Source organism: Pseudomonas sp. A34-9 (genome assembly GCF_029543085.1).
Taxonomy (GTDB): domain Bacteria; phylum Pseudomonadota; class Gammaproteobacteria; order Pseudomonadales; family Pseudomonadaceae; genus Aquipseudomonas.
In genome coordinates this window covers 6,063,422-6,089,707 of record NZ_CP119967.1, presented here as the reverse complement: position 1 = coordinate 6,089,707, position 26,286 = coordinate 6,063,422, and the positions used below count along the sequence as shown (strand labels likewise).

Sequence of the window (26,286 nt, the reverse complement as noted above, 5' to 3'; positions counted from 1 at the left end):
ACTGACCGAGTTGTTTTGGCGTTATACATCGACCTGAAAGCTCTGAGTCGAACTCAGGCCTTGAAACCCACGGAGATCTGCTCCCTTTCCCCCTCGCCCCCTTGGGGTAGAGGGCTGGGGTGAGGGGGTAGCTGTTGATCTTGATCTAAACCCCAGTCTGGCGATTGGCATACATCCGACACTCCGCCAGCAACGCCAGCAAATTCGGATCCCTCTCCTTGGCCTTCAAAAACACCACGCCAATGTGCTGCTGCAACCGGTACTTCTCCTGCAACGGAATCAGCTTCACCCGATTCTCATACACCGCCGCAATCCTTCCTGGCAGCAACGCATAACCCACCCCCGAGCTGACCATGCTCAACAGCGTGAAGATGTCATTCACCTGCATCGCCACCTTTGGCTCGAACCCCGCCTGCTTGAACACCCGGTTGCCGTCCTGATGCGTGGCAAAGCCTTGGGTCAGGGTGATGAAGGTTTCATCGCGCACTTCCGCCAGGTCCACTTCACTGCGCTGGGCGAACTTTGAATCCGCCGGGGTGGCGAGGAAGATGTCGTCGGAGAACAGCGCAATTTGCTCGCAATCCGGGTCGTTGATGCTGTCGTCCAGCGACACCAGAATCGCGTCGACTTCCATGTTTTTCAGCTTGTAGAGCAGGTCGATGTTCGAACCGAGGATCAGGTCGATGTTGAGTTCGCTGCGGCGGATCTTCAGGCCCATGATCAGTTGCGGTACGGTTTTCACTGTCAGTGAATACAGCGAGCCGAGTTTGAAGCGTTCGGCGGAAAACCCGGCCGCTTCGCGGGTCAGGCGCACGCTTTCGACGACGTCGTTGATCAGCTTCTGCGCGCGCTCCTCCAGCACATAAGCGCTTTCCAGCGGCGTCAGGTTGCGGCCTTCGTGTTTGAACAGCGGGCAGCGCAGGGCGCTTTCCAGCGAGTGAATCGCGCGGTGCACACTGACGTTGCTGGTCTGCAACTCGGCGGCGGCGCGGGCGAGGTTGCCGGTGCGCATGAAAGCGAGGAACACCTCGAGTTTTTTCAGGGTCAATTCTTCGTCGATCAGCATGGCGCGGACTCTTTTTGGAATGCGTCGATTGTGCCTTGAAGAGCAAAAGATCGCAGCCTTCGGCAGCTCCTGCATTGGAGTGCGATCTCACTGCAGGAGCTGCCGAAGGCTGCGATCTTTTGATCCTGGTGTTGAACAGAAACATTGCGCTTTTACGCTCTAGGCCCGAGCCTTGCGCGCTGCCGTAACGAATATTGAGGTAAGCGATACATGTATCACGGAGAACGATTGAACGCCTGGACCCATCTGGTCGGGGCAGTGGCGGCTTTTGTCGGCGGCGTCTGGATGTTGGTGATTGCCAGCCTCGACGGCAGCCCGTGGAAGATTGTCAGTGTGGCGATTTACGCTTTCACCTTGCTGGTGCTCTACAGCGCCTCGACCGTGTACCACAGCGTGCGCGGGCGCAAGAAAGCGATCATGAAAAAGGTCGATCACTTCTCGATCTACCTGTTGATTGCCGGCAGCTACACGCCGTTCTGCCTGGTGACCCTGCGCGGGCCGTGGGGCTGGACGCTGTTCGGGATTGTCTGGGGGCTGGCGCTGATCGGCATCCTGCAGGAGATCAAACCGCGTTCGGAGGCGCGGATTCTGTCGATCGTGATTTACGCAGTGATGGGCTGGATTGTGTTGGTGGCGGTGAAGCCGTTGATTGCGGCGCTGGGCACCACCGGGTTTGCCTGGCTGGCGTCGGGCGGGGTTTTGTACACGGTGGGGATTATCTTTTTTGCCCTTGATCACCGCTTGCGGCATGCGCACGGGATCTGGCATCTGTTCGTGATTGCCGGGAGTTTGCTGCACTTTGTCGCGATCTTGTTTTACGTCCTCTAAACCGAATCATCCCCAATCCCCTGTGGGAGCGAGCCTGCTCGCGAAGGCGTCAGTCCAGCTGATGCTGATGTTGGCTGATACACCGCTTTCGCGAGCAGGCTCGCTCCCACAGTAGATAGCCAGTGAACACAACATTTGTGCGAACCCAGGATCTCTTGTGGGAGCTGGCTTGCCAGCGATGGGGCCTTAGAAGTCACCCCAAAGCTGTTGGGCCACCGCCAGTGCGACCACCGGCGCCGTCTCGGTGCGCAACACGCGCGGGCCGAGGCGGGCGGCGTGGAAGCCGTTGCCTTTGGCCTGCTCGACTTCGGCATCCGTCAAACCACCTTCAGGCCCGATCAAGAACGCCAAAGTTGCCGGTTTGGCATGACTCACCAATGGCTCGGCCACCGGATGCAGCACCAGTTTCAACTCGGCTTCGGTCTGCTTGATCCAGTCCGCCAGCAGCACCGGCGGATGAATCACCGGCACCCGCGAGCGCCCGCATTGCTCACACGCGCTGATTGCCACCTGACGCCAGTGCAGCAGGCGCTTGTCGGCGCGTTCGTCCTTGAGGCGCACTTCGCAGCGATCACTGAAGATAGGCGTAATTTCATTCACGCCCAGCTCGGTGGCTTTCTGAATCGCCCAATCCATCCGCTCACCCCGGGACAGGCCCTGGCCGAGGTGGATGTGCAGCGGTGATTCAACCTGACCGGCGAATTGCTCGTCGATCTGCACGGTCACGCGCTTCTTGCCGACTTCCAGCAGGGCGCCGCGAAATTCCTGGCCGGAGCCGTCGAACAACTGCACCGCATCGCCCTCGGCCATGCGCAGCACGCGGCTGATGTAATGCGCCTGGGCCTCCGGCAATTCGTGTTCGCCAGTGCTCAGGGGGGCGTCGATAAAGAAGCGGGACAGTCTCATTTCGGGTCTCTGGAAAGATGTGAATCAGGTGGATCGGTGTCGACTTCATTCGCGAGCAGGCTCGCTCCCACATTTGGAACGCATTCCCCTGTGGGAGCGAGCCTGCTCGCGAAAGCGGCAGTTCAGGCGCCACAAATTTTGAATCAGCCCGGATCGCGGAAGCCGGGGTGGAAGTCTTTTGGCACGGCAACGCTGACGCTGTCACGCGTGGCGATGTCGATGCCTTCGCTGGCGACTTCGGCGAGGAAGTCGATCTGCTCCGGGGTGATCACGTACGGCGGCAGGAAATACACCACGCTGCCCAGCGGACGCAGCAACGCGCCACGCTCCAGAGCATGCTGGAACACTTTCAAACCACGGCGCTCTTGCCAAGGGTAGGCCTCTTTGGTGGCTTTATCCTTGACCATCTCGATGGCCAACACCATGCCGGTCTGGCGCACTTCAGAGACGTTCGGGTGATCGACCAGATGCGCCGTCGCCGAGGCCATGCGCTGGGCCAGGGCCTTGTTGTGCTCAACGACGTTGTCCTGCTCGAAGATATCCAGCGTCGCCAATGCCGCCGCACACGCCAGCGGGTTGCCGGTGTAGCTGTGCGAATGCAGGAACGCGCGCAGGGTGGGGTAGTCGTCGTAGAACGCGCTGTAGACCTCGTCGGTGGTCAGGCACGCGGCCAGCGGCAGATAGCCGCCGGTCAGGGCTTTCGACAGGCAGAGGAAATCCGGGCGGATGCCGGCCTGTTCACAGGCAAACATGGTCCCGGTGCGACCGAAGCCAACGGCGATTTCGTCGAGGATCAGGTGCACGCCATAGCGGTCGCAGGCCTCGCGCAGCAACGTCAGATACACCGGGTGATACATGCGCATGCCGCCGGCACCCTGAATCAGCGGCTCGACGATCACTGCCGCGACGCTGTCATGGTTCTCGGCCAGGGTCTGTTCCATGGCGGCGAACATATTGCGCGAGTGGTCTTCCCAGCTCATGCCTTCGGGGCGCCCGTAGCAATCCGGGCTCGGCACCTTGAGGGTGTCCATCAGCAGTGCTTTGTAGGTTTCGGTGAACAGCGGCACGTCGCCGACCGCCATCGCCGCCATGGTTTCGCCGTGGTAGCTGTTGGTCAGGGTGACGAAGCGCTTCTTGTTTGGCTGGTTGCGATTGAGCCAGTAGTGAAAGCTCATTTTCAGCGCGACTTCGATGCAGGACGAACCGTTATCGGCGTAGAACACCCGGTTCAGGCCTTCCGGCGTCATCTTCACCAGTCGCTCGGACAGCTCGATCACCGGTTGATGGCTGAAACCGGCCAGAATCACGTGCTCCAGCTGATCGACCTGATCCTTGATGCGCTGGTTGATCCGCGGGTTGGCGTGGCCGAACACGTTGACCCACCACGAGCTGACCGCATCGAGGTAGCGCTTGCCTTCGAAGTCTTCGAGCCAGACGCCTTCACCGCGCTTGATCGGGATCAGCGGCAGCTGTTCGTGGTCTTTCATCTGGGTGCAGGGATGCCACAACACCGCGAGGTCGCGTTGCATCCACTGGTTATTCAGGCCCATTTACAGTCTCCTCGAGGCGGCTCGCGTCAGGCGCGGGCAAACAATCGCGCAAGCCTATGCAATGCATCGCGCGGGGACAACCCATTGTGTCGATTGAGCTACTTTGTATGAGCCGATAGACGTCGCTGGCGGCGTTTTGATGGCTAACGTATTCTTCGCGGTTCTTTGGGTCGTCTGACCCGCACAACTGCTTTTTTCTGTGTTATTTCCGGAGTTCGCTGAATGTCTGTCGGTTGGCTGCGCGCCTGTGCGCTGGTGATGTTGGGGCTGTTCAGCGTTACGGCGCTGGCCAAGGATAAAACTGCAATCGTGATCGGCGGCGGCCTGTCGGGTCTGACCGCTGCTTATGAGCTGCAAAACAAAGGCTGGCAGGTCACGCTGCTGGAAGCCAAGCCGAGCATGGGCGGGCGCTCGGGCATGGCCACCAGCGAGTGGATCGGCAACGACAAGACGCAGCCAGTGCTGAACAAGTACGTTTCGACCTTCAAGCTCGGCACCACGCCGGCCCCGGAATTCGTGCGTACGCCGGGTTATCTGATCGACGGCGAGTATTTCTCTGCCGCCGATCTGGCGACGAAGCAGCCGGCTACCGCCGATGCCCTGAAGCGCTATCAGAAAACCCTCGATGATCTGGCGCGCTCGATCGACGACCCGCAGAACCCGGCGGCGACCAGCACCCTGCACGCGCTGGACCAGATCACCGTTGCGAGTTGGCTCGACAAGCAGAATCTGCCGGCCACCGCGCGCCAGTTGATCAACCAGGACATCCGTACTCACTACGACGAACCTTCGCGTCTGTCGCTGCTGTATTTCGCCCAGCAGAACCGTGTGTATCGCGGCGTCTCCGACCGTGACCTGCGTGCTTCGCGTCTGGTCGGCGGCAGCCAGGTGCTGGCACAGGCGTTCGTCAAACAGATCAAGACGATCAAGACCAACTCGCCGGTGTCGGCGATCAATCAGGACAAGGACGGCGTGACCGTCAAGGTCGGCAGTGTTGGCTACCAGGCTGACTACGTGGTACTGGCTGTGCCGCTGCGTGCGCTGAACAAGATTGCTTTGACGCCGGCGCTGGATGCCCAGCACATGGCCGCGATCAAGGGCACCAACTACGGCTGGCGCGACCAGATCATGTTGAAGTTCAAGACGCCGGTGTGGGAAAGCAAGGCGCGCATGTCCGGCGAGATCTACAGCAACGCAGGTCTCGGCATGCTCTGGATCGAACCTGCCCTGAAGGGCGGCGCCAACGTGGTGATCAACCTGTCCGGCGACAATGCCCGCGTGATGCAGGCATTCGGCGACAAGCAGATGGTCGATCAGGTGCTGATCCGTCTGCACGCGTTTTATCCACAGGCCCGTGGCTCGTTCACCGGTTATGAAATCCGTCGCTACAGCACCGACCCGTCGATGGGCGGCGCGTACCTGGCTTACGGCCCGGGCCAGATCAGCAAGTTCTGGCGCCTGTGGGAGCGTCCGCTGCAACGCGTGACGTTCGCCGGCGAACACACCGACACCTTGTACCCGGGCACGCTGGAAGGCGCACTGCGCACCGGTCAGCGTGCGGCCAGCCAGGTTGAAGATCTGGCGGCGGGCAAATCCTTTGAGCCAGTCAAAGTGGTGCCGGCTGCAGCAGCGGCAGGCGCGGCGGGTGCCGTGGCGGCGAAGAAGGGCAACTTCTTCACTAATCTGTTCGGCGGTTCGGATGACGAGAAGAAGCCAGAGCCTGTGAAGGCGCCAGAGCCAGCGCCTGCTCCGGTCGCTCCAGCGCCCGCGCCGACCCCGGCACCAGCGCCAGCTCCGGTGGAAGCGCCGAAGCCTGCTGCGCCGGTGAAAGCTGAACCAGCGAAGAAAGCGGCAGCCAAGCCTGCGGCGAAGAAACCTGCGGCGAAAACCGAAACGAAAAAGCCTGCGGCGAAACCGGCAGTGAAGAAAGCTGAACCGGCGAAGAAGCCAGCGGCTAAACCTGCTGCGGCGACGGAGACCAAGGCGCAGTAAGCCTTGCGGTGAATGAAGAAGCGCGGCGTTTATGCCGCGCTTTTTTTTGCCTGTAAGACCGCTATCGCGAGCAGGCTCACTCCTACAGGGGGACGCATTTCTGCAGTTGGAATACGGTCACTGTAGGAGTGAGCCTGCTCGCCACAGGGCCAGCTCAGACAACGCAAATCCATTGCCCGGCAACAACATCCAGCCACACTTTTCCCTTTAATCTTTCCTTAACAAGCCACTCACAGACTCTTGATCGTATTTCTCGATATTTCAAAGCAAAATTTTCCGCTTTAATTCGATAGATAACTCGCTAGTCTTGGTTCGCAGTTCTCACAGGATTTGGGCAATGCAGCTACGTAACTCTTCTTCGCGCTATGGTTGGGTCAGCATCTTCATGCACTGGGGCGTGGCGCTGGTGGTCTTCGGACTGTTCGCGCTGGGCCTGTGGATGGTCGGGCTGGATTACTACAGCACCTGGCGCAAAGACGCGCCGGATCTGCACAAGAGCATCGGTCTGGTGCTGTTGGGTGTGATGGTGTTGCGGGTGCTGTGGCGTTTTATCAGCCCACCGCCGCCGACGCTGCAAAGCTACAGCCGCATGACCCGTATCGGCGCCAAATTCGGCCACGGGTTCCTGTATCTGGCGCTGTTCGCTGTGATGATTGCCGGTTACCTGATTTCCACCGCAGACGGTGTCGGGATCCCGGTGTTTGGCCTGTTTGAAGTTCCTGCACTGGTTTCCGGGCTACCGGATCAGGCAGATACCGCTGGGGTGATTCATCTCTGGCTGGCGTGGGCACTGGTAATTTTTTCCGGTCTCCATGCGTTGGCAGCATTGAAGCACCACTTTATCGATCGTGATGCGACCCTGACGCGAATGCTCGGTCGCAAAGCCTGAAGTTCAACCTCGACTCAAAGGAAAAGAAAGCATGTTGAAAAAGACTCTGGCCGCTCTGGCAATCGGTTCTGCCGTGCTGTCCGCCAATGTAATGGCCGCTGACTACACCGTCGACAAGGAAGGCCAGCACGCCTTCGTTGACTTCAAGATCAGCCACCTGGGCTACAGCTACATCACCGGTACCTTCAAGGATATCGATGGCAAGTTCAGCTTCGACGCTGCCAAGCCTGAAGACAGCAAAATCGAATTCAATGTGAAAACCGCCAGCGTGTTCACCAACCACGCCGAACGCGACAAGCACATCTCCAGCAAAGACTTCCTCGACGTGGGCAAATTCGCTGACGCCAAATTCGTCTCCACCAGCGTCAAATCCACTGGCAAGAACGCCGCTGGCAAAGACACTGCTGACGTGACCGGCGACCTGACCCTGCACGGCGTGACCAAGCCAATCGTGGTCAAAGCCACCTTCCTGGGTGAAGGCAAGGATCCATGGGGCGGCTACCGTGCCGGCTTCGAAGGCACCACCAGCATCAAGCGCTCTGATTTCGGCAAGATGATGGATCTGGGCCCACAATCCGACAACGTCGACCTGTACATCTCGTTTGAAGGTGTGAAAGCGAAATAACTTTCGCCGCCACACAAAAACGCCCCCGGTCGCAAGGCCGGGGGCGTTTTTTATTGTCTGTCACAATACAAACCCCTGTAGGAGCTGCCGAAGGCTGCGATCTTTTGATGTTGGTTTTTGAAGATCAAGATCAAAAGATCGCAGCCTGCGGCAGCTCCTACACAAAGCAATTTGCAGCGCTCATAAAAATGCCCCGGCTCTTGCGAACCGGGGCATCTTTTATGGCGGCGTTAACTCAGCGATTGCGGGTCAGCAGTGCTGGTTTTTCGCCACGCGGGCGGCTTGGCAGTTGATCAAGCTGTTCAGGCGTCGGGAAGCGGTCGGCTTTCGATTCCTTGTGCATGATCTTCGGGCCGTTGCTGCGCGGGTTCTGCACGGCTGGCTCGCTACGAGGCTGATCGTCGCGGGCCGGGCGGCGGTTGCGCGACGACGAGGAGGACTCGTCGCGACGACCCGACTGACCGTCACGCGGTGCACCGTTGCGCGGGCCGCTGCGTTTGGCTGGCGGGGTACCCGTGCTCGAACCGTTGCTGTTGCGCGGGCCGTTCTGGCGACCTTGCGACTGACCGCCGCGAGGTGCGCCTGAACCTGCGCCCTGAGCCGGTGCACCTGGACGGCGACCACGGCCGCCGGCCGGAGCTGGCTTCGGCACGTAGTCAACGCGGTTACCGAAGTTATCGATATCGTCGTCGAGGAACTCGTCCGGTGCGCGATCAGCGGCCGCACGTGGCGGCTGGCTTGGGCGCTGTTCACGGGCCGGAGTGCCTTCGCGCGGTTTCTGTTGACGGGCAGGGCGCTCGCCACGTTCACCGGCCGGCTTCTCTTTGCCCTTGTCTTTGCCCTTGTCTTTACGACCGCCGCCACCGCCGCCGCCATTCGGACCGTCGCCGCGTGGGCCACGTGGATTGCGCGGGTTGCGCACGTCCGGACGCTCACGCACTTCCGGCTTCTCGGCTTCAATGGTGCTCGAATCGAAGCCCATCAGGTCGCCGTCGGCGATTTTCTGCTTGGTCATGCGCTCGATGCTTTTCAGCAGCTTCTCTTCGTCCGGCGCGACCAGCGAGATCGCCTCGCCCGAACGACCGGCACGGCCAGTACGGCCGATACGGTGAACGTAGTCTTCATCGACGTTCGGCAGTTCGAAGTTGACCACGTGCGGCAACTGATCGATGTCCAGACCGCGTGCGGCGATGTCGGTGGCGACCAGAATGCGCACCTGGTTGGCCTTGAAGTCAGCCAGCGCTTTGGTGCGCGCGTTCTGGCTCTTGTTACCGTGGATCGCCACAGCCGGCAGGCCATGCTTGTCCAGGTACTCGGCCAGACGGTTGGCGCCGTGCTTGGTGCGGGTGAAGACCAGCACCTGTTCCCACGCGCCGGCGGTGATCAGGTGGGCCAGCAGCGCGCGCTTGTGGCTGGCCGGCAGACGGAACACGCGTTGTTCGATGCGCTCGACCGTGGTGTTCGGCGGCGTCACTTCGATGCGTTCCGGGTTGTGCAGCAGCTTGCCGGCGAGGTCGGTGATGTCTTTGGAGAAGGTTGCCGAGAACAGCAGGTTCTGACGTTTGGACGGCAGGCGCGCGAGGACTTTCTTCACGTCGTGCACGAAGCCCATGTCGAGCATGCGGTCGGCTTCGTCGAGGACGAGGATTTCCACGTGGGACAGGTCAACGCTGCCCTGGCCGCACAGGTCGAGCAAACGGCCCGGGCAGGCAACAAGGACGTCAACGCCACGGGACATGGCCTGAACCTGTGGGTTCATGCCGACACCGCCGAAGATGCAGGCGCTGACGAATTTCAGGTCACGGGCGTAGATCTTGAAGCTCTCGTGAACCTGGGCCGCGAGTTCGCGGGTCGGGGTCAGGACCAGTACGCGCGGTTGGCGCGGGCCATGACGCTGGGATTTGTCCGGGTGACCGTTGGGGAACAACCGCTCCAGGATCGGAAGGGCGAAACCGCCGGTTTTACCGGTACCTGTCTGTGCCGCAACCATCAGGTCGCGACCTTGCAACACGGCGGGAATGGCCCGCTGTTGCACCGGAGTAGGCTCGGTATAGCCCGCATCTTCGATGGCGCGGACTAAAGCCTCGGAGAGACCGAGGGAAGCAAAGGACATGAGTAATCCTGTTTTAGTTAGGGCTTGGCCCAATGGGAGTCTTGCCTGGCGCGAATGGCGTTTAAGAGGACGCAATCCCGTCCGGTCCTGCTGCGGTTCCGAAGGCACGTCTGGAGTGCTCGCGCGGGCTGCAAAGCTGCGCTGTAGCGGGTCGAGAGGCCTGTTACGGTTCCGGGCGTCCGGGCGTGAGCCTGGCGGGAACGCCGGAGTATAACAGAGCAATCACTGCGCGCTGCTTTCCTGCTGCTCAACGGTTTTGCCGCTGGCCTTGGCTGAATTCATTGATGGGCTGCTGGCGGGGGCGGCGCCGTAGCGTGCGCTCAGCTCGGCGTAGGCCGGTTCGCGCTTGAATCGCTTGAGTTCGGCGCCAAACCGCTGCACCAGCAAATCCATGCCGGCATTGCGTCGAACCGCCAGATACTGGCTCTGACGGCTAATGACAGTAGGGTTTTCAGTGATCTGATCGCGAATATTCAACTCATCGAGTAAATGCTGGCCAACGCGGCGATCAGTGATCAGCAAGTCGATTCGACCGCGCACCAGTTTGCCGAAGTTGGCTTCGTGGGTCGGTGCCGGTTCACGGTTAAACAGCGTCGACTCGCGAAAGTCCGGGCTGTATAGATAGCCCGGCGAAGTGCCGATGGTCAGACCTTTGAGTTCTTCGAGTTTGCTGAACGGATGCGGCCGGTCGTTGGCGTAGAACATCACGAACTCGACATCCGATAGCGGTTCGCTCGGGTAAAGCAGGGTGGCGTCGCGCTCTTCGCTGTGAAAAATGTCCAGCGCGCCATCAGCCTGACCGGTCTCAAGCATCGACAGGCAGCGCTTCCATGGCAGGAATTGCCAATCGACTTCAATGCCCAGCCGTTTGAAGACAATGGCAGTGGTTTCGTAGTCGAGCCCCAGGTTCTTGCCGCCCTCTTCATACACGTAGGGCGCCCATGGCTCGGTGACAATACGCAGCTTCTCGCCTCGAGCGGCGAAGCTCAGGCAAGCAAAAACCAGCACGGCGAATAATTGCGTGATCAAAGGCATGGCTTGAGATTACGACGAGAAACGCGAAAGAGCCAGAAAGTGCCTGCACAAGCTCTGTTTCGGGGCTTTAAAAGCAAAAGATCGCAGCCTTCGGCAGCTCCTGCACGGAGTAATTAACACCAATGCAGGAGCTGCCGAAGGCTGCGATCTTTTGATCTTGCCTGTAGCTTTCAGCTTGGAGCTTGCAGCTGTTTCAACGAGGCAACTTCAGGTTATTCCAGATCGCCAGACTCGGTTCAGCCTGGTTCATGGAATAAAAATGCAGCCCCGGTGCGCCGCCCTGCAACAGGCGTTCGCACATCTCGCTGACGACTTGCTCACCAAAGCGCTGAATGCTCTGAGTGTCATCGCCGTAAGCTTCCAGTTGCTTGCGGATCCAGCGCGGGATTTCCGCACCGCAGGCATCGGAGAAGCGCGCGAGTTTGCTGTAGTTGGTGATCGGCATGATCCCCGGGACGATCGGCAGATCCACACCCTGCGCCTGCAAACGGTCGACAAAGTAGAAGTAGCTGTCGGCGTTGAAGAAGTACTGGGTGATCGCGCTGTCGGCACCGGCACGGGCCTTGCGCACGAAGTTGGCGAGATCGTCTTCGTAGTTGCGCGCTTGCGGATGCATCTCCGGGTAAGCAGCGACTTCGATGTGGAAATGGTCACCGGTTTCTTCACGAATGAATTCAACCAGTTCATTGGCGTGACGCAGCTCACCGCTGGTCATGCCCATGCCGGACGGCAGGTCGCCACGCAGGGCGACGATGCGCTTGATGCCGGCCGCCTTGTACTCGTTCAGCAGGCCGCGCAGGTCGTCCTTGCTGTCGCCGACGCACGACAGGTGCGGTGCGGCCGGAACTTTGACTTCGCTTTCCAGTTGCAGAACGGTGTTGAGGGTGCGATCACGGGTCGAACCACCAGCGCCATAGGTGCAGGAGAAGAAATCGGGATTGTACGTTGCCAACTGACGGGCAACGTTGAGCAGCTTTTCATGCCCAGCATCGGTCTTGGTCGGGAAGAACTCGAAGCTGTAGCGACGGTCTTGGGACATGGAGGGAACCTCCAGCTACAAGCTGCAAGCTTCAAGCTGCAAGAGCAGCGGAGGTGCGCCGGTCTCTTGTGCCTGAAGCTTGCGGCCTGACACTGTTTTGAAATAGGGGCGGAGCCTTAGGCTTCGCGCGGCAAGTTCGGCTTTTGACCTCGCTTGCCGCTTGAAGCTGGAAGCTCGCAGCTGCTCTTGTCTTAGTAGCGGTAAGCGTGCGGCTTGAACGGGCCTTCGACGGTCACGCCGATGTAGTCAGCCTGTTGCTTGGTCAGTTGCGTGACCACGCCGCCGAAGCCGCGAACCATTTCCAGGGCCACTTCTTCGTCGAGTTTCTTCGGCAGTACTTCAACAGTCAGACGCTCGGCTTTCTGGGCTGGCGACAGGTCGGCGTACTTCTGGCCGAACAGGAAGATCTGCGCCAGCACCTGGTTGGCGAACGAACCGTCCATGATGCGGCTTGGGTGGCCAGTGGCGTTACCCAGGTTAACCAGACGGCCTTCGGCCAGCAGGATCAGGTAGTCGTCGTTCTGTGCGTCGAAAGCGCCCGGGCCGGTACGGTGGATCTTGTGTACCTGTGGCTTCACTTCTTCCCATGCCCAGTTCTTGCGCATGAAAGCGGTGTCGATTTCGTTGTCGAAGTGACCGATGTTGCAGACAACGGCGCGCTTCTTCAGGGCTTTGAGCATGTTCGCATCGCAAACATTGACGTTACCGGTGGTGGTCACGATCAGGTCGATCTTGCCCAGCAGTGCTTTGTCGATGCTGGCTTCGGAACCGTCGTTGATACCGTCGATGAACGGCGAAACCAGTTCGAAACCGTCCATGCACGCTTGCATGGCGCAGATCGGGTCAACTTCGGAAACCTTGACGATCATGCCTTCCTGGCGCAGGGACTGAGCGGAGCCCTTGCCCACGTCACCGTAACCGATGACCAGTGCTTGCTTGCCGGACAACAGGTGGTCGGTACCGCGCTTGATCGCGTCGTTCAGGCTGTGACGGCAGCCGTACTTGTTGTCGTTCTTGGACTTGGTCACCGAGTCGTTGACGTTGATGGCCGGGATGCGCAGTTCGCCCTTGGCCAGCATGTCCAGCAGACGGTGTACGCCGGTGGTGGTTTCTTCGGTCACGCCGTGAACGCGATCCAGTACTTGTGGGTACTTGTCGTGCAGCAGCTGGGTCAGGTCGCCGCCGTCGTCGAGGATCATGTTGGCGTCCCATGGCTGGCCATCTTTCAGGATGGTTTGTTCCAGGCACCACTCGTACTCTTCTTCAGTTTCGCCTTTCCAGGCGAAAACCGGGATACCGGCAGCAGCGATAGCGGCAGCAGCCTGATCCTGAGTCGAGAAAATGTTGCACGACGACCAGCGTACTTCGGCACCCAGGGCAACCAGGGTTTCGATCAGCACGGCAGTCTGAATGGTCATGTGGATGCAGCCGAGGATCTTGGCGCCTTTCAACGGCTGTTCGCCGGAGTACTTGCGACGCAGACCCATCAGGGCCGGCATTTCCGATTCGGCGATGATGGTTTCGCGACGGCCCCAGGCAGCCAGGGACATGTCGGCAACTTTGTAATCGTTAAAATCTGCAGGCGTGATAACAGCGCTCATGAAGAGCCTCCATTCGTAATGTATGCGAATGGGCGCCGTTGTGCGTTTAGTGTCCAGCCTAAGGCCGGTCAACGCCCCATCCGAGCCTGACAGGTTGAACCTGCTGCAGCGCCCCTCGGACAGGTGGCGGGAAAACGGTATCAATTGAAGATGACCGTTTTGAAACGGGGGCGATTATAGCCGTCTAGACTGATCTTCCAAAGGGTTTCTGTCGGCCAGATGAAGATCGTTAATGGCGACCATAGTCGAAGCCGCATGGAGCCTGACCGCTCGGTCTGCCAAGATGGCGCCCATCTTTCGGCAAACGCTCAGGAGTGAACATGAATTTCCACACCCGCAAGTGGGTAAAACCCGAAGACCTCAACCCCAACGGCACTCTGTTCGGCGGCAGTCTGCTGCGCTGGATCGACGAAGAAGCAGCGATTTACGCCATCGTGCAGTTGGGCAATCAGCGCGTGGTGACCAAGTACATTTCCGAAATCAACTTCGTCAGCGCCTCGCGCCAGGGCGACATCATCGAGCTGGGCATTACGGCCACCGAGTTCGGCCGCACCTCGATTACCCTGACCTGCGAAGTGCGCAACAAGATCACTCGCAAGAGCATTCTCACCGTCGAGAAGATGGTTTTTGTGAACCTCGGTGAAGACGGTCTGCCGGCGCCGCACGGCCGCACCGAGATCAAGTACGTCAAAGACCAGTTTCAGGAAGATGAACTCGTCACCAAATAATGCGAGCCCTGTAGGAGCTGCCGAAGGCTGCGATCTTTTGACTTTGTTTTTTGTAAAGCAAGATCGAAAGATCGCAGCCTTCGGCAACTCCTACATTATCAGCGTATATCCAGGGATTTACGTGGCGCCTACAGAACGTATTCCAAATGGCAGGGGTCGTAGCTGAAAGCCCCCCACTGGTTCCCGCGCCATGAGTACCCCGACAGACGGCAAGACCCCCAACCTCTCGACCGATGAAAAACATGAAGTCGAGAAAAGCCAGCCGCCCCGCGCGGCGGTTCTGCATGAAATCATCCGCACCCAGGGCGACCAGGAACTGGAGCGCAGCATTGCCGCACTCTGGTGGTCGGCGCTGGCGGCCGGGCTGACCATGGGCCTGTCACTGATGGGCATGGGCCTGCTCAATTCGCGCCTGCCCGAGGGCGATGAGTTCAAGGTGATCGCCAGTTTCGGTTACTGCGCAGGCTTTCTGGCGGTGATTCTCGCCCGGCAGCAACTGTTCACCGAAAACACCCTGACCGCCGTATTGCCAGTCATGACCAAGCCGACGATCCGTAATTTCGGCCGGCTGATCCGTCTGTGGACAGTGGTATTGGTCGGCAACCTGTGCGGCACGATTCTGGTCGCGTACGTAATGCTCGAACTGCCGATCTTCGACACCAAGACTGACCATGCCTTTCTCGAAATCGGCCGCAAGGTCATGGAAAACCACGCCAGCCAGATGTTCGCCAAAGGCATCGTCTCCGGCTGGATGATCGCCACCATGGTCTGGATGATCCCGTCCATGGAGAGCGCGAAGATGTGGATCATCATCCTCATCACCTATCTGATGGCGCTCGGCGATTTCACCCATATCGTGGTGGGTTCGGCGGAGGTGTCATATCTGGTATTTGCCGGCGAGTTGCCGTGGAGTGATTTCTGGGCGGTATTCGCAGGGCCGACGCTGGCGGGGAATATCATTGGCGGCAGCTTTATCTTCGCGCTGATCAGCCATGCGCAGATTCGCAGTGAGAGCGGGGCGCCGAAGGAATCTGCGGATCAGGCCGAGAAACCTGATCCGCAGGAGATCAAAAAATGATCAGTGATGCGCGGGTTCGCTGCTGGTCACGGGCTCGTTGCGAGTCGCGTGTTTGACCAGCCTGCCGATGGTCAGACCCTGCAGCAGGATCGACGACAGCACCACGATGTAAGTGATGCTCAGCAACAGATCGCGCTCCGGGCCCAGCGGCAGGGCCAGCGCCAGTGCCACCGAGACACCGCCGCGCAAACCGCCCCAGGTCAGAATGCGGATGGTGCCGGCAGGCACTGTCCGCCAGCGGCGCAGCAGGACAATTGCCGGGGCCACGGTGAGCAGGCGCGACAGCAGAATCGCCACCGCCAGCAAACCTGCCGCCGCCATGTGCAGCCAGTTGAATGGCAGCAGCAACAGCTCCATGCCGATCAGTGCGAACAGCAGCGCATTGAGCATGTCATCCAGCAATTCCCAGAAGCCGTCGAGGTAGCGGCGGGTCATGTCATTCATCGCCAGATTACGCCCGACGTTACCAATGATGAGGCCGGCGACCACCATCGCAATTGGTGCCGAAACATGAATCTCGGTGGCCATTGCCGAACCGCCGATAACCAGCGCCAAGGTCAGCATCACAGTGATCTGATGCTGCTCGACGCTCTTGATCATCCGATAGACCAGATAACCGATCAGGCCGCCGAACAGCACACCGCCGATGGCTTCATGAACGAACAACATCGCGGTGGCGCTGACGGTCGGGGTCTCGCCGAGTTGGGCGATGCCCAGCAATACGGTGAACACCACGACAGCAGTGCCGTCGTTGAACAGCGATTCGCCGACGATGGTGGTTTTCAATGGTTTCGATGCGTTGGCGGTACGCAACACGCCAAGCACTGCAATCGGATCGGTCGGCGAAATCAATGCGCCGAACAGCAAGCAGTACAGGAAGCTCACGTGCCAGCCGAACAGGGCAAAAATGTAATAGGCGAGGCTGCCGATCACCGTGGTGGCAATCAATACGCCGAAGGTCGCCAACAGGCCGATGGGCCAGCGGTAGCTGCGCAGGTCGTTGAGGTTGACGTGCAGGGCGCCGGCGAACAGCAGGAATGAAAGCATCCAGTTCATCAGCAGATCGCCGAAGTCGATCTGGCCGATCAGTTGCTGCACGCGCTCTTCGAGACCGGGGTAGCCGAGCACGCTCAGGCCTTGCAGGATCAGCGAGAACAGCAGTGCGGTAACCATCACACCGATGGTCGGCGGCAGGCCGATGAAGCGGAAGTTGACGAAGGTCAGGAGGGTGGTGAGGCAGATGAAAGCGGCGACAAGTTCAAGCATCCGGGGTCCTTTGGATGAGGGGTGAAAGATAGCGCACCGAATCTTTGGTGCAGGGGTTGGATGGGTTGAGGCCGATTCAGGGCACAGTTGAAATGGGGGGAAGATCAAGAGCCCCTCACCCCAGCCCTCTCCCAGAGGGAGAGGGGGAAAGGGAGCAGATCTTCAAGTCTTTCAGGGCCTGAGCTCGGCTCGAAATGTCAGGTCGATGTAACTCGAACATTCAACACGGTCAGTCCCCTCTCCCTCTGGGAGAGGGTTAGGGTGAGGGCACTTTCTGGCACAGCACGATTAACCGGAGACATTGACCGCAGCCGCGCCGCGACGTTGCAGGTAGATGAAAAACAGCGCCGTCAGCACGGTCAACACGCCGACCAGCGCCCCCGTCCACGGCAAGTCCGCCAGGTCCGCGCCACTGGCAACCACCAGCCCGCCAATCCACGCACCGGCCGCGTTGCCAAGGTTGAAAGCACTCTGGTTCAAGGTCGAGCCCAGGTTCGGTGCTTCGTGCGCCTGATCGATGATCAGCAGTTGCAGAATCGGGCACAGCGCAAAGGCAAAAATCCCCCACAGCACCAGTGTGATCGCTGCCGGCACCACCGAGCGACTGGTCTGGCTGAACGCCGCCAGAATCACCACCACCGCCAAGGCCACACCGACCAGCGAAGGCAACAAACGACTATCGGCCAGACGCCCGCCGAGCATGCTGCCGCCGGTCAGGCCGACGCCGAACAACAGCAGCATCACCGTTACCCCATGTGGGCTGACGCCGGTGATGTCCTGCAGGATTGGCGCGATATAGGTGAACACGCTGAACAGGCTGGTCGACGCCAAAACACTCATGCCCAGCGCCAGCAACACGTTGACCTTGCCCAGCACCTTGAATTCGCTGGCCAGGTTGGCCTTGTCCATCGGGATGTGTTTCGGCAACCACAGCCACTGCGCCAGCGCGGCGATCACACCAATCACCGACACCGCCCAGAAAGTCGAACGCCAACCGGCGTATTGCCCGAGCGCCGTGCCCAGCGGTACGCCGAGGACGTTGGCCAATGTCAGGCCGGTGAACATCATCGCAATCGCCTGCGCGCGTTTGTTCGGCGCCACCAGCCCGGCGGCAACTACCGAACCGATACCGAAAAATGCCCCGTGACACAGCGCCGTGACCACACGAGCGGCCATCAGCGTGGCGTAGTTCGGCGCCAGTGCACAGAGTACGTTGCCGAGGATGAACATCACGGTCATGCCCAGCAGCGTCGCTTTGCGCGGCATGTTCGCGGTGCCGATCGCCAGGATCGGCGCGCCGAACACTACGCCCAGCGCGTAACCGGTGATCAACAGGCCGGCGTGGGGAATGCTCACGGCAAGGTCGCGGGCGACATCGGGCAGCAGGCCCATGATGACGAATTCGGTGGTGCCGATGCCGAACGCGGCAACAGCGAGTGCAAGCAAGGCGAGTGGCATGCGCAAGGTCTCTGTCGGTAGTCTTGACGCTTTGATCAGGCATACGCAGGCCGACGACCGATCTCGATGGAGGGCGGTGCAGGCAGGAATTATTGGTATTTTTCTGTGCGCAACTGAGTGCGGCGTGGTCGTTTGCAGTATAAACAGCTGCTGACACATCGCGAATCAATAATCTGACTATTCGGTTTTCGGCTGTTAAATGTCAGCGGACTAAAAACAATAAGGAGTGTGATAGTGCTGGCGACGGGGTTGGTATTGATGGCGGCGCTGTTGCATGCGACGTGGAATACGTTAATCAAGTTCAGCGCCGAGCGGCTGCTGGTAGTGGCGTGCATGGACACCGTGGCGCTGCTGGTCGTCGCCATCGCGTTTCCATTCGTGAGCTTGCCGCCCATGGAAATCTGGCCATGGATTCTGGCGTCGGCAGCATTCGAGCTGCTGTATCGCTACCTGCTGATCCAGGCGTATCGGGTCGGCGATCTGGGCCTGGTGTATCCACTGATGCGCGGGTTGTCGCCGCTGGTGGTGCTGGCGCTGACCTTGATCTTCGCCGGTGAAGTGCTCACCACGCAGCAAATCTTCGGCATCATGCTGATCCCGTTCGGCATGGTTTGTCTGCTGTGGCAGGGTGGCGGTGGCAAGCATTTGCCATGGTCGATGTTGCCGGTAGTGGCGCTGATTGGCCTGTGTATCGGCTGCTACACCTACATCGATGGCCAGGCGCTGCGGCGCTGGTCGCATCCGCTGGATTACCTGGTCTGGGTCACGCTGCTCAGCGCCTGGCCGTTTCCTCTGCTGGCGTGGGTCGCCAAACGCCCGGCGTTCATGTTGTTCTGGCGTGAGCAATGGAAGCTGGGGTTGGCGGTGGGCTTCTGCGTATTGGCCAGCTACGCTCTGGTGCTGTGGGCGATGCAGTTGGGCTCGATTGCGGAGGCGGCGGCATTGCGTGAGATCAGCGTGATTCTGGTGGTGCTGTTCGGCATGCGCTACTTGAAAGAACCTTTCGGCCGTCCACGGCTCTTAGCCTGTGGGCTGGTGCTGATCGGCATGTTGGTGATGAAGTTCTGAGCGCTCGCCAATTGTATAACTCGAAAAAAGGACGGCGTTATGACGGTGGCTCTGTGGTGTGTGTTGATTGCGATTTTTCTGCCGTACATCTGCACTGGCGTGGCGAAAGCCGTGGGCGGCTACCGGTTGAGTGACAACCACGATCCGCGCGACTTTCTCGAAAGCCTCAACGGTGTGGCCCGTCGGGCGCACGCGGCGCAACTGAACAGCTTTGAAGTGATGCCGGCGTTTGCAGCGGCGGTGATCGTCGCGCACCTGGTGGGAACCGCGCAGTTGGTGACAGTCAATGTGCTGGCGGTGATGTTTATTACCAGTCGCCTGCTGTACATCATTTGCTACCTGGCGGACTGGGCGATCCTGCGGTCGCTGGTGTGGTTTGTGGGGATGGGGCTGATTGCTTCGTTCTTCTTCGTGTCGGTGTAGATAAAGCAAGATCAAAAGATCGCAGCCTGCGGCAGCTCCTACAGGGTTGAACACGTATCCCGTGTAGGAGCTGCCGCAGGCTGCGATCTTTTGCTTTTAAGGTTTGTCTGCCACCTGCGGCACTTGCGGCAGCGCTGCGCCTTTGGGCCAGAGCATCCAGATCTGCCCTTGCTGTTTCATGTCCCCGGCCAACTGCCCGGCCGCATCACCGGTGCCCCAGAACAGATCCGCACGAACCTCGCCGGCAATCGCGCCGCCGGTATCCTGCGCCGCCACCGGGCGTACCAGTGCCGTACCATCCGGGCGCGTGGTCGACAGCCACAACAGACTGCCCAACGGAATCACCTTGCGATCCACCGCCGCGCTGTAGCCGGCCGTCAACGGCACATTCAGCGAGCCGCGGGGGCCTTCGTTACTGTCCGGATTGCGGGTGAAGAACACATAGCTCGGGTTGCTGCCCAGCAGTTCGGGAATGCGCGATGGATTGGCTTTGGCCCAATTGCTGATCGCACTCATGGTCACGTCTTCTTTCTTCAGCTCACCTTGTTCGACCAGCCAGCGGCCGATCGGCCGGTACGGATGCCCATTCTGATCGGCGTAGGCGATGCGCAGCTGTTTGCCGTCCTGTGTCTGAATTCGCCCAGAACCCTGGATTTGCAGGAATTGCAGGTTCATCGGGTCGGTCAGGTAGGCAACCACCGGTGCTTTCACACCTTTGGACTCGATGGTCGCGGCGTCGTCGTAAGGTTTGAGCACCCGGCCTTCAAGGCGACCGCGTAGGCGTTTGCCCTTGAGTTCGGGATAAATGCTGTCGAGCGAGACGATGATCATGTCTTCCGGCACGCCATACACGGGCACGTTCGCCACGTCGGTGGGCGTCAGGCTGCCGGGGTAGACCGGCTCGTAGTAGCCGGTGATCAAACCGTTGGGGTTGTCGTTTTCAGCGCGCAGGCCGTAGACATCGAGATTCTGTTTTAGGAACGCGCGAATTTCTGCGGCACTCTGCGGCACGTTGGCCGCGGCTGCGCAGGTAGTGGCCCAGATCGCATCAGCCTTGAGTCGGGTGCACGCGCTGCGCCACGAACCGAAACCGGCAACCAGATCGCTGTCGGACACTGCCGGCAGGGCTTCCCAGGTAGCGCTGGAGTAAGTGGCCAGTGCGTGGGTTTTTGGCTTGGCGCTGTCGCCACCGGTGCAGCCGGCGAGAATCGCCAGCAGGGGCAGGGTGGCGATCAACGGGTGACGCCAGGCCTTGAGACGGCTGTTCATGGAGTGATTCCTGAGTCGGTTGTCCGCGTGCTCCATGCGCTCGAACAACCCGTATTTTTAATAGGGCTATTGGTGTTTGGCGGTGACGCGAGGATACTGACCGCCGAATTCCGTGACCTGAAGCCACCATGACTTTTAAAAGCATTTCTGTTGTATTGCTGGCCTGTCTGACCTTGTCCGCCTGTGGCGGTGTCGATCCGAATTCTCCGCTGGGCCAGCGCAAGGCAATCTTCAAACAGATGCTCAAGACCGGCGAAGACCTGGGCGGCATGTTGCGTGGGCGCATTCCGTTCGACGGGCCGAAGTTCGCCGAAGGCGCGGTCAAGCTCGATACGTTGTCCCATGAGCCGTGGAAGCATTTCCCGCAGGTTCGCGAAGAAGATCACACCAGCGCCAAGGACGATGTCTGGAAGCAGCAGGCCCGTTTTCAGGAAATGGCCCGCAACCTTGAAGCGGCCACCGGTGAATTGGTGATCGCCAGTCAGGTCCAGCCCTACAAGGCCAGCAACCTCGGGCCCGCGGTGCAGAAAGTGGAAGATGCCTGCAGCGCTTGCCATAAACAGTTTCGCGATCATTGATATTTAAAAGATCGCAGCCTGTGGCAGCGCCTGCATTGATCAGGGTTGGCGCTGCCGCAGGCTGCGATCTTTTGATTTTTACTTATCGATTTCGTCCAGCGCATCCTGCAGTTCTTTGCGCGACTCGGCGAGTTTGTCTTTGCGCTTGTTGATCTTTTCCGGGTCGCCTTTTTTCATGGCTTTGTCGAGATCAGCCTGACGCTTGTTCACTTCGTGCTTGGCGTCGAGTACCTTGTTTTCGCGTTCTTTCTTCAGGCCCGCGTCGGTGCAGTTTTTTGTCACTTCATCCAGAGCCGTCTGCAGGCCCGCCTGTTGATCGGCATTGCCGCGCGACTTGGCCTGTTCGATCTGGTTCATGATGCCCTGCTTCTTGGCGGCGCAGCCGGTCAGGCCCGGGGCGTCTTCGTCGGCCATGACGGGGGCGGCCATTACGCCGCAAAGGGTCAGCATGGCGAGCGGTGCGAGAAATTTCATAAAAGCTCCATGTGCAAAGGCAGTCGGGTCGGTCAGGCACTGCGCTGTTGGAGCGCCTCAGTGGCCGATGGGTTCCCGGCGCGCCGGGATTGCGTGGTCAGAAACCGTCGATTCCGGCGGCATGTAAGGTGTTGCTCAAAGCCAGTACCTGCGGGTCGCGGAAGAATGCGCTCAATTGCGCTGCGCGTCCTGGGCCGATACCGGCTTCTGCCTGCCATTGTTCGGTGTTGCGTTGTGCCAGCGCCTGCCAGGAATCAGGCAGTTGGGCCTGACCGGTTGGCGGCACACCCAAGGCCTTGAGCCACTGGGCGAACGGCCGCTGGCGGGCGCTCTGAAAACTGTTCATCAGGCGTTCGCTGCTGCGCTCGCCGAAGCCGGCAATGTTAGCAAGCTCTGGCGCGTCGAGGGTCAACCAATCCAGCAGGTTGTTCACGCGGCGTGTTTCGAGAAGTTTCTCCCAGGTACCGCGACCGACATGCTGCATCGCCAGCCCCTGTTTGCCACTGAGCCAGGTCAAACGGGCGAGAAACTGGCTTTCACAACCGGGGTCAGGTTGCCAGCAACTCAAGGCGTGGAAATCCTTCGCGTCGGGGATATCGATATCCGTGCGTTCGGTGGTGCGCAGTACAACACTGTCGAGCCGAGGAATGGTCAGGCCGGCGAGGCTGATCGCCACCTGATCGCCGGGGCGAATGTCCAACGCTTGCCAGCGTTTCAACGAACTGGCGCTGACCCGTTTGATTTCTCGGTCATCCAGCATGACCGGGGTTAACTCGATCACCGGTGTGATGCGGCCAGTGCGACCAATCTTGAAGTTGACCTTGCGAACTTCAGCCAATGCTTGCGCAAACGGGTATTTCCAGGCGACCGCCCAGTACGGCGCGCGAGCCTGCCAGCGTTCGGCGGGCGGGCGCTGACTCTGGCGCAACACCACGCCGTCGGTGGCAAAGGGTAGAGGAGAGCGGTACCAGTGATCGCGCCATTTTTGTGCTTCTGCGACATCGCTGACGGGATGGCTGTACGGTTCAATGGTGGCGAAACCCAGTGCGGCCAATCCGGATATTCGCTCAGGCAAGTCCACAGGTCCTTGTGGCCAGTCCCAGACGAACAGTCCGATACCGGCGGCTTGTTCAGCATTCAGGGATTTGCGGCCCATCAATCCGGCAACGGTGGCGCGGGCGTTGACGCTCCCCGCTCGGGCTTGCACGTGTTCGCTCAAGCGCCAGTAGAGTTCGCCTTGCACCAGCAGATCCACGGGTTGTGAAAGGCGTTGAGGAATGGCGCCAATCTTCTGCGCCGCTAGCGTCCAGTCCTGGCCACCAACCCCGTCACCACGACTGATGGCTTGATGCAGAACGCCTGCGCGATAAATCAGCGTTACCGCGACGCCGTCGACTTTGGGTTGTACCCAGACATCCTGGCGGTCGCGCAGCCAGGCTTGCACAGCCTCGGCTTTATGCAGTTTATCCAGGCCGGTATGGGCGATGGGGTGGGCGATGGAGCCTGAGGCCGTGCGCAAGGGATCGGGGCGCGGGGGCAATTTGAAACACTCTCGCCATTCGTTCAGGCGTGTGCGCGATTGATCGTAGAGCTCATCGGCAATCAGTGAGCGGCCTTCGCGGTGATAAGCGTCGTCCCATTCGTCGATCTGCTTTTGCAGAGTAGCGATTTCGTTTTGCGCGGTGGCGGCAGACCATTCAGGGCAAGCGGCGTAAGTGATCAGGTGGGTGAAACCCAGCAGAAGAATTGAAAACAGGCGCAGCGTGGCAAGCATGTTGAGCGTCCTTGCTCAGGGGGGAATGCTTGAAGGCTAGTCAGGATTCAGAGCAGCGCCGGGTGGGTGTTTTGCATCGTGTTTCAGCTATGAGGAGCAAAAGATCGCAGCCTTCGGCAGCTCCTACACCGAATATGCGTTTCACCTGTGGGAGCTGCCGAAGGCTGCGATCTTTTGCTTTTTTCGAACCATGAAAAAGCCCCGCACGGCGCGAACCGTGCGGGGCTTTTTGTACCGCCGGGGAAGTCTTACAGACCAGCAGCAGAACGCAGTGCGTCGGCGCGGTCGGTTTTTTCCCAGGTGAACGTGGTGAAGGTGTCTTCGCCAACGGTCTTGGTCTCTGGCGTGCGACCGAAGTGGCCGTACGCTGCAGTTTCCTGATACATCGGATGCAGCAGATCGAGCATGGTGGTGATTGCGTATGGACGCAGGTCGAACACTTCACGTACCAGTTTGACGATCTTGTCATCGCTGATCTTGCCGGTGCCGAAGGTGTTCAGCGAGATCGAAGTAGGCTGAGCCACACCGATCGCGTAGGACACCTGAATCTCGCAACGCTCGGCCAGGCCGGCAGCGACGATGTTCTTGGCAACGTAACGGCCAGCGTAGGCAGCCGAACGGTCAACCTTCGATGGATCTTTACCGGAGAACGCGCCGCCGCCGTGACGGGCCATGCCGCCGTAGCTGTCGACGATGATCTTGCGACCGGTCAGGCCGCAGTCACCTACCGGGCCGCCAATGATGAACTGGCCGGTCGGGTTGATGTGGAACTGGGTGTCTTTGCTCAGCAGTTCGGCAGGCAGCACGTGCTTGACGATCAGCTCCATCACGCCTTCGCGCAGGTCTTTGTACGACACTTCAGGGTTGTGCTGGGTCGACAGGACAACCGCGTCGATACCGACAACCTTGCCGCCTTCGTAACGGCAAGTCACTTGCGACTTGGCGTCTGGACGCAGCCAAGGCAGCAGACCCGATTTGCGGGCTTCGGCCTGGCGCTGTACCAGTTGGTGCGAGAAGGTGATCGGTGCTGGCATCAAAACGTCGGTTTCGTTGCTGGCGTAGCCGAACATCAGGCCCTGGTCGCCGGCGCCCTGATCTTCAGGTTTGGCACGGTCAACACCCTGGTTGATGTCCGGGGATTGCTTGCCGATGATGTTCATCACGCCGCAGGTCGCGCCGTCGAAGCCGACGTCGGAGCTGTTGTAGCCGATGTCGAGAATCACGTTACGCACGATCTCTTCCAGATCGACCCAGGCGCTGGTGGTGACTTCACCGGCAACGATGGCCACGCCAGTCTTGACCAGAGTTTCCACGGCAACGCGTGCGTGTTTGTCCTGGGTAATGATGGCGTCCAGCACCGCATCGGAAATCTGGTCGGCGATTTTGTCCGGATGCCCTTCGGACACGGACTCGGAGGTGAAGAGGGAGTATTCGCTCATCTCGATGTTTTCCTGAATTTACCGATGGTGAGTGTCGCCAGCCGGTCGCTGAAAATGGCGGACCTGGATCTGGAAACCATTACGTAAGCCTACATAGAGGCTTTCCCCGGGAACGAGTCCCGCAGCGGTGGCCCAACGGGCCAAATCGTCCTGTTCAAACCCCAACCACAGATCACCGCAGGCCTCCCTGGCCCAACTCTGGTTGTGGCTACATAACTCTGTCACGAGCAGACTACCGCCCGGTTGCAGCAGGTCGGCCATGTGCTTGAGCGCATCGGCCGGCGCGGCGAAATGGTGCAACACCATGTTCAACACCACGCAATCGGCCTGAAGGCTTGTGCCGTTCAATGCATCGGCCAATTGCAGGCTGACGTTAGCCAGCTTTTCACGTTCACATACCTGACGTGCCAGTTCGAGCATCGCCGGGCTGTTGTCCAGCGCGGTTACGGTGTCGAAGCGCCGCGCCAGTTCCGGCAAAAAAGCACCATCGCCGGGGCCGACTTCAATGGCCGTGGCTGCACCATTGAAGTTCAGTTTGTCGAGCAGGGCCAGCACGCTGTCACGGTACTGCGGCAGGCCTGCAATCAAGTCTTGCTGGGCACGGAATTTCTCTGCTACCCGGGCGAAAAAGTCCTGACTGGCCGCGGCGCGTTGGCCGTGAACCTGCTCGATGCGCGCTTGCACCTCGTCAGGCAGTGCCAGGTTGTCGACTTCTTCTAACAATGCCGCGTGCAGCTTGCCGCCGAGCAATTCGGTGTGAGGCAGGGCGCGGCGATAGAAAATCGCGTTGCCTTCGCGGCGTGTCGCCACCAGGTCGGCTTGTGCCAGTACCTTGAGGTGATGACTCATGCCGGACTGACCCATGCCAAAAATTTGCGCCAGCTCCAATACACCGAACGAATCGTTGGCCAGCGCACGCAAGACATTCAGCCGCAACGGATCGCCGCCGGCCTTGCACAGGGCCGCCAGCTCGTCGCAATCGTCATGGCGAATGGAAGGCACGCGTAAGTTCATAGGGCTGGCAGTCTAGAGAGGGGGGCAATTCATCGCAAGGCCAATATCAAAAAGTTTTGATATTGCTCGATCA

The 26,286-nt window shown here is 59.8% G+C and carries 23 protein-coding genes and 1 riboswitch; of the genes, 9 read left to right on the top strand and 14 right to left on the bottom strand.

Annotated features, from left to right (window positions below; all coding sequences use genetic code 11):
- Positions 1-145: 145 nt before the first annotated feature.
- Positions 146-1,066, bottom strand: coding sequence for a LysR substrate-binding domain-containing protein (locus tag P3G59_RS27340; protein WP_116028388.1), 921 nt, complete (start codon positions 1,064-1,066; stop codon positions 146-148).
- 210 nt (positions 1,067-1,276) lie between these two features.
- Here P3G59_RS27340 and P3G59_RS27335 point away from each other — a divergent pair, with 210 nt between their 5' ends.
- Positions 1,277-1,894, top strand: a complete 618-nt coding sequence (locus P3G59_RS27335; RefSeq protein WP_129395881.1) for a hemolysin III family protein — start codon at positions 1,277-1,279, stop codon at positions 1,892-1,894.
- Positions 1,895-2,080: 186 nt separating this feature from the next.
- Here the strand turns inward: P3G59_RS27335 and P3G59_RS27330 are convergent, their stop codons facing one another.
- Both P3G59_RS27330 and P3G59_RS27325 read right to left on the bottom strand, forming a co-directional pair.
- A complete protein-coding gene (locus P3G59_RS27330) occupies positions 2,081-2,800 on the bottom strand; it encodes a 16S rRNA (uracil(1498)-N(3))-methyltransferase (RefSeq protein ID WP_277759680.1) in 720 nt (239 codons plus the stop codon).
- A 143-nt stretch (positions 2,801-2,943) separates the two neighbouring features.
- The gene (locus P3G59_RS27325) at positions 2,944-4,350 is read right to left on the bottom strand and encodes an adenosylmethionine--8-amino-7-oxononanoate transaminase (protein ID WP_277759679.1); all 1,407 of its coding nucleotides are present in this window, start codon (positions 4,348-4,350) and stop codon (positions 2,944-2,946) included.
- 222 nt (positions 4,351-4,572) lie between these two features.
- Between P3G59_RS27325 and P3G59_RS27320 the strand changes: the two genes are divergently transcribed.
- The 3 genes from P3G59_RS27320 to P3G59_RS27310 all read left to right on the top strand — a co-directional run bounded on the left by P3G59_RS27320 (position 4,573) and on the right by P3G59_RS27310 (position 7,856).
- Positions 4,573-6,342 (top strand): flavin monoamine oxidase family protein, encoded by a 1,770-nt coding sequence (locus P3G59_RS27320; RefSeq protein ID WP_277759678.1) that lies wholly within the window; start codon positions 4,573-4,575, stop codon positions 6,340-6,342.
- Positions 6,343-6,679: 337 nt separating this feature from the next.
- The gene (locus P3G59_RS27315) at positions 6,680-7,231 is read left to right on the top strand and encodes a cytochrome b (RefSeq protein ID WP_166221461.1); all 552 of its coding nucleotides are present in this window, start codon (positions 6,680-6,682) and stop codon (positions 7,229-7,231) included.
- A gap of 31 nt (positions 7,232-7,262) precedes the next feature.
- Positions 7,263-7,856 (top strand): YceI family protein, encoded by a 594-nt coding sequence (locus P3G59_RS27310; protein WP_277759677.1) that lies wholly within the window; start codon positions 7,263-7,265, stop codon positions 7,854-7,856.
- A gap of 235 nt (positions 7,857-8,091) precedes the next feature.
- On the opposite strand, the gene P3G59_RS27305 is transcribed toward P3G59_RS27310, so the two are convergent.
- From P3G59_RS27305 to ahcY, 4 genes are all read right to left on the bottom strand, one after another.
- Positions 8,092-9,969 carry a DEAD/DEAH box helicase gene (locus P3G59_RS27305; protein WP_277759676.1) on the bottom strand — a complete coding sequence of 626 codons (1,878 nt, stop codon included), beginning with the start codon at positions 9,967-9,969 and terminating at the stop codon, positions 8,092-8,094.
- A gap of 222 nt (positions 9,970-10,191) precedes the next feature.
- Positions 10,192-11,004, bottom strand: a complete 813-nt coding sequence (locus P3G59_RS27300; RefSeq protein ID WP_277759675.1) for a transporter substrate-binding domain-containing protein — start codon at positions 11,002-11,004, stop codon at positions 10,192-10,194.
- Positions 11,005-11,197: 193 nt separating this feature from the next.
- Positions 11,198-12,043: a methylenetetrahydrofolate reductase [NAD(P)H] gene (metF, locus tag P3G59_RS27295; protein ID WP_277759674.1), complete on the bottom strand. Its 846-nt coding sequence runs from the start codon at positions 12,041-12,043 to the stop codon at positions 11,198-11,200.
- 191 nt (positions 12,044-12,234) lie between these two features.
- Positions 12,235-13,644: an adenosylhomocysteinase gene (gene ahcY, locus P3G59_RS27290; protein ID WP_277759673.1), complete on the bottom strand. Its 1,410-nt coding sequence runs from the start codon at positions 13,642-13,644 to the stop codon at positions 12,235-12,237.
- Positions 13,645-13,667: 23 nt separating this feature from the next.
- Positions 13,668-13,767: riboswitch (S-adenosyl-L-homocysteine riboswitch) on the bottom strand.
- Positions 13,768-13,964: 197 nt separating this feature from the next.
- Here ahcY and P3G59_RS27285 point away from each other — a divergent pair.
- Both P3G59_RS27285 and P3G59_RS27280 read left to right on the top strand, forming a co-directional pair.
- Positions 13,965-14,372, top strand: a complete 408-nt coding sequence (locus tag P3G59_RS27285; RefSeq protein ID WP_016984776.1) for a hotdog domain-containing protein — start codon at positions 13,965-13,967, stop codon at positions 14,370-14,372.
- A 190-nt stretch (positions 14,373-14,562) separates the two neighbouring features.
- On the top strand, positions 14,563-15,450 hold the full coding sequence (locus P3G59_RS27280) for a formate/nitrite transporter family protein (protein WP_277759672.1): 888 nt from the start codon (positions 14,563-14,565) through the stop codon (positions 15,448-15,450).
- Here the strand turns inward: P3G59_RS27280 and P3G59_RS27275 are convergent, their stop codons facing one another.
- Positions 15,451-16,716 (bottom strand): sodium:proton antiporter, encoded by a 1,266-nt coding sequence (locus P3G59_RS27275; protein WP_277759671.1) that lies wholly within the window; start codon positions 16,714-16,716, stop codon positions 15,451-15,453.
- A 288-nt stretch (positions 16,717-17,004) separates the two neighbouring features.
- Positions 17,005-18,174 (bottom strand): MFS transporter, encoded by a 1,170-nt coding sequence (locus P3G59_RS27270; protein WP_277759670.1) that lies wholly within the window; start codon positions 18,172-18,174, stop codon positions 17,005-17,007.
- A gap of 234 nt (positions 18,175-18,408) precedes the next feature.
- On the opposite strand from P3G59_RS27270, the gene P3G59_RS27265 reads away from it, so the two are divergent.
- Together P3G59_RS27265 and P3G59_RS27260 are read left to right on the top strand one after the other, a co-directional pair.
- Complete coding sequence (locus tag P3G59_RS27265) at positions 18,409-19,242, top strand: EamA family transporter (RefSeq protein WP_095049492.1); 834 nt, start codon at positions 18,409-18,411, stop codon at positions 19,240-19,242.
- A gap of 39 nt (positions 19,243-19,281) precedes the next feature.
- Entirely contained in the window at positions 19,282-19,665 is a 384-nt protein-coding gene (locus P3G59_RS27260) for an MAPEG family protein (protein WP_016987225.1), read from the top strand.
- 96 nt (positions 19,666-19,761) lie between these two features.
- On the opposite strand, the gene P3G59_RS27255 is transcribed toward P3G59_RS27260, so the two are convergent.
- A complete protein-coding gene (locus P3G59_RS27255) occupies positions 19,762-20,934 on the bottom strand; it encodes an MltA domain-containing protein (protein ID WP_277759669.1) in 1,173 nt (390 codons plus the stop codon).
- Between the two features lie 128 nt (positions 20,935-21,062).
- Between P3G59_RS27255 and P3G59_RS27250 the strand changes: the two genes are divergently transcribed.
- Positions 21,063-21,512: a cytochrome c gene (locus tag P3G59_RS27250; protein WP_277759668.1), complete on the top strand. Its 450-nt coding sequence runs from the start codon at positions 21,063-21,065 to the stop codon at positions 21,510-21,512.
- A gap of 78 nt (positions 21,513-21,590) precedes the next feature.
- Here the strand turns inward: P3G59_RS27250 and P3G59_RS27245 are convergent, their stop codons facing one another.
- The 4 genes from P3G59_RS27245 to P3G59_RS27230 all read right to left on the bottom strand — a co-directional run bounded on the left by P3G59_RS27245 (position 21,591) and on the right by P3G59_RS27230 (position 26,213).
- Positions 21,591-21,986, bottom strand: coding sequence for a DUF1090 domain-containing protein (locus P3G59_RS27245; RefSeq protein WP_277759667.1), 396 nt, complete (start codon positions 21,984-21,986; stop codon positions 21,591-21,593).
- Positions 21,987-22,083: 97 nt separating this feature from the next.
- A complete protein-coding gene (gene ligB / locus P3G59_RS27240) occupies positions 22,084-23,760 on the bottom strand; it encodes an NAD-dependent DNA ligase LigB (protein ID WP_277759666.1) in 1,677 nt (558 codons plus the stop codon).
- A gap of 248 nt (positions 23,761-24,008) precedes the next feature.
- Positions 24,009-25,199, bottom strand: coding sequence for a methionine adenosyltransferase (gene metK, locus P3G59_RS27235; protein WP_016987231.1), 1,191 nt, complete (start codon positions 25,197-25,199; stop codon positions 24,009-24,011).
- An 18-nt stretch (positions 25,200-25,217) separates the two neighbouring features.
- Positions 25,218-26,213, bottom strand: coding sequence for a metalloregulator ArsR/SmtB family transcription factor (locus P3G59_RS27230; RefSeq protein ID WP_277759665.1), 996 nt, complete (start codon positions 26,211-26,213; stop codon positions 25,218-25,220).
- Between the last annotated feature and the right edge of the window lie 73 nt (positions 26,214-26,286).

Bases quoted from the DNA above. Each gene is read 5' to 3' on its own strand.
- P3G59_RS27340 (WP_116028388.1), bottom strand. From the start codon at position 1,066: ATGCTGATCGACGAAGAATTGACCCTGAAAAAACTCGAGGTGTTCCTC.
- P3G59_RS27335 (WP_129395881.1), top strand. From the start codon at position 1,277: ATGTATCACGGAGAACGATTGAACGCCTGGACCCATCTGGTCGGGGCA.
- P3G59_RS27330 (WP_277759680.1), bottom strand. From the start codon at position 2,800: ATGAGACTGTCCCGCTTCTTTATCGACGCCCCCCTGAGCACTGGCGAA.
- P3G59_RS27325 (WP_277759679.1), bottom strand. From the start codon at position 4,350: ATGGGCCTGAATAACCAGTGGATGCAACGCGACCTCGCGGTGTTGTGG.
- P3G59_RS27320 (WP_277759678.1), top strand. From the start codon at position 4,573: ATGTCTGTCGGTTGGCTGCGCGCCTGTGCGCTGGTGATGTTGGGGCTG.
- P3G59_RS27315 (WP_166221461.1), top strand. From the start codon at position 6,680: ATGCAGCTACGTAACTCTTCTTCGCGCTATGGTTGGGTCAGCATCTTC.
- P3G59_RS27310 (WP_277759677.1), top strand. From the start codon at position 7,263: ATGTTGAAAAAGACTCTGGCCGCTCTGGCAATCGGTTCTGCCGTGCTG.
- P3G59_RS27305 (WP_277759676.1), bottom strand. From the start codon at position 9,969: ATGTCCTTTGCTTCCCTCGGTCTCTCCGAGGCTTTAGTCCGCGCCATC.
- P3G59_RS27300 (WP_277759675.1), bottom strand. From the start codon at position 11,004: ATGCCTTTGATCACGCAATTATTCGCCGTGCTGGTTTTTGCTTGCCTG.
- metF (WP_277759674.1), bottom strand. From the start codon at position 12,043: ATGTCCCAAGACCGTCGCTACAGCTTCGAGTTCTTCCCGACCAAGACC.
- ahcY (WP_277759673.1), bottom strand. From the start codon at position 13,644: ATGAGCGCTGTTATCACGCCTGCAGATTTTAACGATTACAAAGTTGCC.
- P3G59_RS27285 (WP_016984776.1), top strand. From the start codon at position 13,965: ATGAATTTCCACACCCGCAAGTGGGTAAAACCCGAAGACCTCAACCCC.
- P3G59_RS27280 (WP_277759672.1), top strand. From the start codon at position 14,563: ATGAGTACCCCGACAGACGGCAAGACCCCCAACCTCTCGACCGATGAA.
- P3G59_RS27275 (WP_277759671.1), bottom strand. From the start codon at position 16,716: ATGCTTGAACTTGTCGCCGCTTTCATCTGCCTCACCACCCTCCTGACC.
- P3G59_RS27270 (WP_277759670.1), bottom strand. From the start codon at position 18,174: ATGCCACTCGCCTTGCTTGCACTCGCTGTTGCCGCGTTCGGCATCGGC.
- P3G59_RS27260 (WP_016987225.1), top strand. From the start codon at position 19,282: ATGACGGTGGCTCTGTGGTGTGTGTTGATTGCGATTTTTCTGCCGTAC.
- P3G59_RS27255 (WP_277759669.1), bottom strand. From the start codon at position 20,934: ATGAACAGCCGTCTCAAGGCCTGGCGTCACCCGTTGATCGCCACCCTG.
- P3G59_RS27250 (WP_277759668.1), top strand. From the start codon at position 21,063: ATGACTTTTAAAAGCATTTCTGTTGTATTGCTGGCCTGTCTGACCTTG.
- P3G59_RS27245 (WP_277759667.1), bottom strand. From the start codon at position 21,986: ATGAAATTTCTCGCACCGCTCGCCATGCTGACCCTTTGCGGCGTAATG.
- ligB (WP_277759666.1), bottom strand. From the start codon at position 23,760: ATGCTTGCCACGCTGCGCCTGTTTTCAATTCTTCTGCTGGGTTTCACC.
- metK (WP_016987231.1), bottom strand. From the start codon at position 25,199: ATGAGCGAATACTCCCTCTTCACCTCCGAGTCCGTGTCCGAAGGGCAT.
- P3G59_RS27230 (WP_277759665.1), bottom strand. From the start codon at position 26,213: ATGAACTTACGCGTGCCTTCCATTCGCCATGACGATTGCGACGAGCTG.